This window comes from Yersinia pekkanenii (genome assembly GCF_001152565.1).
Taxonomy (GTDB): domain Bacteria; phylum Pseudomonadota; class Gammaproteobacteria; order Enterobacterales; family Enterobacteriaceae; genus Yersinia; species Yersinia pekkanenii.
Genome location: NZ_CQAZ01000095.1, coordinates 1 through 5016, shown reverse-complemented (window position 1 = coordinate 5016; position 5016 = coordinate 1). Strand labels below are relative to the sequence as shown.

Here is a 5016-nt window from a genome sequence, read left to right as displayed (position 1 = left end):
AACCTTAGCCATCAAACCCTCTCAGATAAATGCGAGGATTTTACCTGATGATCTCCGCATTGAATACATGACCCTATTTTGCCTCTGAACTAAGGGAAAAAAAGGGATCCAACTTCCTAACCATCAAGTTAATAGTGATGCTTGCCGCTATTCTACAATAGTAACGGCAAGTACATCTAACTAAGTAATTGCTAAAAATAGAATCAACTTACTCTCTAATAATATCACGCCACTTACTCGCAGCGCGACGTTTTAAATAGCAATCAAATACTTCTTGAACACATTACATTTCTTGTTGCACCATTCCCTATTAGCCGACTGTCTCCATTTGTTAGTCGTACTTGCTGGCGTTGTATCAGTGTAGACTCGCGGGCAAAATAGAACCCCGTTACCCAGCCTGAATAGGCAGTCAAATTTCCCCATTCGGCATAAAGTCCTTCTGCGGCTCTTCGCACTAGAAATCCTGATGTTGCACTGGCAAGTAGGGGTAAGTTATACCCATTTCCAATAGTATTCCGGCAATATCCGCTTGCAGCATCACCATCTAATTGATTTGTGCCTTCCGGAGAACGAATGAACCATTCTGAAACTCTAAATGAGTAGGCTTTAACTTCCCCACCACCGATCGGTTGAGCTGTAATCGTTATTGCACTGCTTCCCGATGGAAACTCAGCAATGAGATTGACTTGACCATTATTAACAGTAACCAGAGCAGGGTTGCTACTGTTCCATATATATTGGTCGTTATTGTTGGATGAGTTATTTATATATATCTGGAAATTAGCCCCTACAAAACCGGTTCTAGGGAAACCAGCATCAATAGGGAAAGTTTCTCCATTAACCACAATGTTTGAAAAATCAGCAGTTCCACTAAAATTAATAGTTACAGTACGGGTTGAGCCATTAACACTTGCTGTCACTATACTTGGCCCTTCAGTATTGCTACTCGCTTCGGCGAGGATAGTTCCATCCGCATTTGTCACTAGAGTTAATGAAGCAATAGAACCGGAGTCTATATTAAAATGTACCGCAAGATCCGGGACGGGATTATTATTTGCATCAGTGACAATGGCTTGTACCTTATTTTTCGCGTTACCATCGGCGAGAGCGTCATCAGACAATATAGTCAGATTGTTTACGGTAATTTCAGCCGTTGCTTCATCTGCGATAAAATTAAAATTCTCCTGAGCCGAACTACTTCCAGTAGTTGCGATGATTTGTATGCTTTTTGCTATCGTACTGGTTAATGCCGAGTTAGCGATACCATTGCTATCTGTTGTGGTTTCGGCAATCGTAATATTACCTTCTTGACTGGTGAACCTAATGGTCAGACCTGGTAATGCATCCCCATGGTTATTCGTTACAATAGCTTCCAGATTATGGCTCAAGGTACCATTAGCAACAATATCTTGTATAGAAGGAGTTAGAGTAATAACAACATCACTAACATCTTGTGTAAAGTTAGTGTTAACAGTTTGGCTGCTGTTATTAATACTTGCAACTACTATACTCGTCCCCATAACAGTATTATGTAGTGTAGCTATTGCAATACCATTGATATCGGTTGTGATGGTGGCTGTTATCATTGCTCCATTGTCAGCACTAAACATGACATCTACGCCTCCTACTGGATTGCCATGTAAATCAGTCACAAGTGCTTGGACTTTATTAAGCGCGACACCATTGGCTGTGGCATCATTATCAATGATTGAAAGATTGTTAGTTGTGATTTCAACCGTATTCTCATCAGCTACAAAAGTAGTACTTACGTTTTGACTGCTATTATTGATAGTGGCTGTAACAATAGCCGTTCCTGCTAATATACTGTGTAGCGAGGTGAGGGCCACACCATCATTATCTGTTGTTACGGGGTTAAAAATAATGGTGCTACCATTACTTGAGGTGAAATTAACCTGTTTCCCAGAGACTGGTGTACCTTGTGCATTGGTAACAATTGCTTTAACGCTATTCAGCTCGAAGCTATCGGCAACAGCATAATTACTCACAATTGTGAGGTTACCATCAATAATTTCCGTGGTGGCATCATCGTTGATAAATACAGTGTCGATACTCTTACTTGAATTATTAATTGTCGCAGTGACCGAACTGATGCCAGCAATATTACTATGTAATACGATCGTGGCTATACCATCGTTATCTGTTTCTACTGGTGTAGAAGCAATCATAGCCCCATTATCGGCAGTGAATTGGACTAACTTCCCGGCGACTAAATTACCATGTGCATCAGTAACGATTACCTGAACTTTATTAAGGTCAGAACCGTTTGCAATAGCGTTATTTTCAAGTACAGTCAGATTACCATCAATAATTTCAGCCGTGGTATCGTCGGCAATAAAGGTAGTATTTACTGCGATACTGGCCCCATTAATGGAGGCAGTCACGAGACTCGTCCCTGCCATGGTGCTGTGTAATGTGACGGGGGCTATACCATTAGCATCAGTGATAACTTGGTTGGCTGTCACTACTGCACCGTTATTAGCGCTGAATGCTACGGACTGGCCTGATACCGGCATATTATTGCCATCAATGACTTGAGCATACAACTCATTGGTGTTAATTCCGTTCGCTATTGCCCGGTCATTTGTTACTGTCAGACTGCCGATAGTATCCGGGGTGGTAACCAATATTGTCGTTGTTGCCTGATTTGAAGCATTACCTCGTATGTCATAGGCTACCGCATTCAAAGTATAGGTATTACCGGCACCGCGTGTATTCTGATAAGATGGATATGTCAACGTGATTGAGTGTTTAGATAACTCTGTTATAGTACCCCCCGCGCTGATTAGCGAATCTGCTTCCCACTCAATTCTATCCGTCCCGTGTATTGTCGTGACTTGGGCGGTCAATATGCTGCTTTCACCTGCCGCGGCACTAATTGTGTTAGGAAGATCCAAACGTATAAGTTCTTGTTTTTGATAATCAAGAATAATATTGTTATTACGCTCGACCAAGTCGTGTCGACTACCTGATAGGTGGCGGGTGGCTGCTACTGATGATGGCGTAATCTGGCTTTGCCATGATTGAGAAAGACGATAAGTCAGTTGTAGCCCGATAGTTGTGTCATTATTGCTGTTTTTACCGGCTCGATGATCAACACCAATCGTTATTAAGGGAATTGGCGTGTAGTTGACTCCGGCGGTCACAGCATAGGGATCTTTTTGTCTATTATCTTTACCGAATAGTGCAACATCATCACCTAGGTATTTTTCATACATCAGCCTGGCACCTAATTGCGGGTAAGAAGGTAAATAGGCCTCTGCTCGAATATCATAACCATTAGCCGGGCGTTCTTTATATTCTATGAAATCTCGTGATTGATGCCAGTCAGTTATACCAAAGTAGCCATTCCCCGATAATTTTAAATAGTTAGTCCAAACTTCAGTTCCCAGACCAATTCGGCGGTTATTGCCGGACATATCATTATCGAAAAATGTGTTCAATCCATACATCCAGTCACCATAATAAATGCGCAAACCTGCACCGATATTCATCGTGTTACGGCTATCTTTGTTGCGTATTCCTAGCTGGGTAAATAGTAACGATGCTTCGCTATCATATATGGGTATAAGTAAATCCAGTTCACTGTTGTCTAGTTTGAAGTCATCATCTATATTGAGCTGTACGCGGGCCGTTCCAAGTTGGTTTAACCATTGACCTACAGATTTATTCGTTTCACTAGTGACAGTGGATTTAGCTATGTTGAGTGCAGAATTTGATGTTTTCTCCGCAGATAATATAGTTCCTGCCTTTATCATATTATTAGCAATGCTCTCATTATAATCGGTAGGAAGTTCGCTGTCAGTTGATATGGGATTTAATGAATTACCGTTATCTGGAATATCAATTTCTGTTCCAGGGGGTAATAATTCAAAGGAGGTTGAAAACGTTCTAAATTGATTTATCTTTTTGAACTCATTTAGCGTTAAATTGTACTTTTCAGCGATCGATTTTGTGCTGTCGCCATCGATTAAAGTATAACTTACTGTATTGAAATATGTTTTTATTTCAGCGGCAGATGTGACTATGGGTGTAAATGATATAGTCAAAGGAAATAGCAACTGGAAAACAATATTAGTCCAAGCGATTTTTGTAAGTAGTGAGCTTTTTTTTTCAGTATTTGTTTTTTTATTAATTTTTTTTATCTTTAATCTAAGTGCTCTGCTATACCAGTTTCGTATTGCTAAAATTATTATTGTCCATATATTTTTAGACATGCTTTTCCTCTCCAGATTTAATGGTTTCTTATATTAATTACATCGGGGATAAAACTTGAACGTCAATTCTGATGCATTATAAATGTCATTGTATTAATGGAGGTTCAATTAATTTAAAGCAATACACGAAGGTATGAAAGATATTTTTCCTAGTTTATACTTTCAGGTCATACGCTTGCCACAAAATTAAATATCACACATTAGCCTTCTTTCTGGATTTAAGATTTACTTTATTGCTAATTATTGGTTTTATATTTTAATTTATTTGCAATTAATGAAGCATTCTACTAATTTCTCAGTATTGTTATATAAATCACATTTAAATAGAGAAAGGTATTGGTTTTAGTAAACTAAAACCAATTTATAAATTTAATTTATTTTCCTATCACATTGTTTTAATTTAATATTTAATTTTTAATCGTAGTTCATAAATATATTCTTGACGTCGGTTATTATCAATGAAATTGTCTAAATAATAATGGTGTATTGGATTTTATTTGTATAGTGAAAAATAATAAATAAAATAAACCCCTTTATTAACAGTTGATTACAGTAATTATATAAATAATTGAGCATTGTTTTGACATCATTGGTTAATCTGATGAAATCATTAGTTTTAATATTTACGTAAAGTTTTGTAAGTGTGTGGGTATTTTAATGAACCCTTATTTAAAATGAGAACTTTCTTGTGTTAAATGTTGTGCAAAAGTAGACCAAGGGATCGGGGAATTATGGTGTAAAAGTGCACCACCCTGATTATTGATAAACTCTCCGTTTTTAC

General features: G+C 38.2%; 1 protein-coding gene. It reads right to left on the bottom strand.

Annotated elements, in window-relative coordinates; all coding sequences use genetic code 11:
* Nucleotides 1-263 precede the first annotated feature (263 nt).
* Nucleotides 264-4235 carry an Ig-like domain-containing protein gene (locus AEP37_RS24405; RefSeq protein WP_050692064.1) on the bottom strand — a complete coding sequence of 1324 codons (3972 nt, stop codon included), beginning with the start codon at nucleotides 4233-4235 and terminating at the stop codon, nucleotides 264-266.
* Between the last annotated feature and the right edge of the window lie 781 nt (nucleotides 4236-5016).

Coding starts and splice junctions, on each gene's coding strand:
- AEP37_RS24405 (WP_050692064.1), bottom strand. CDS start 4,235: ATGTCTAAAAATATATGGACAATAATAATTTTAGCAATACGAAACTGG.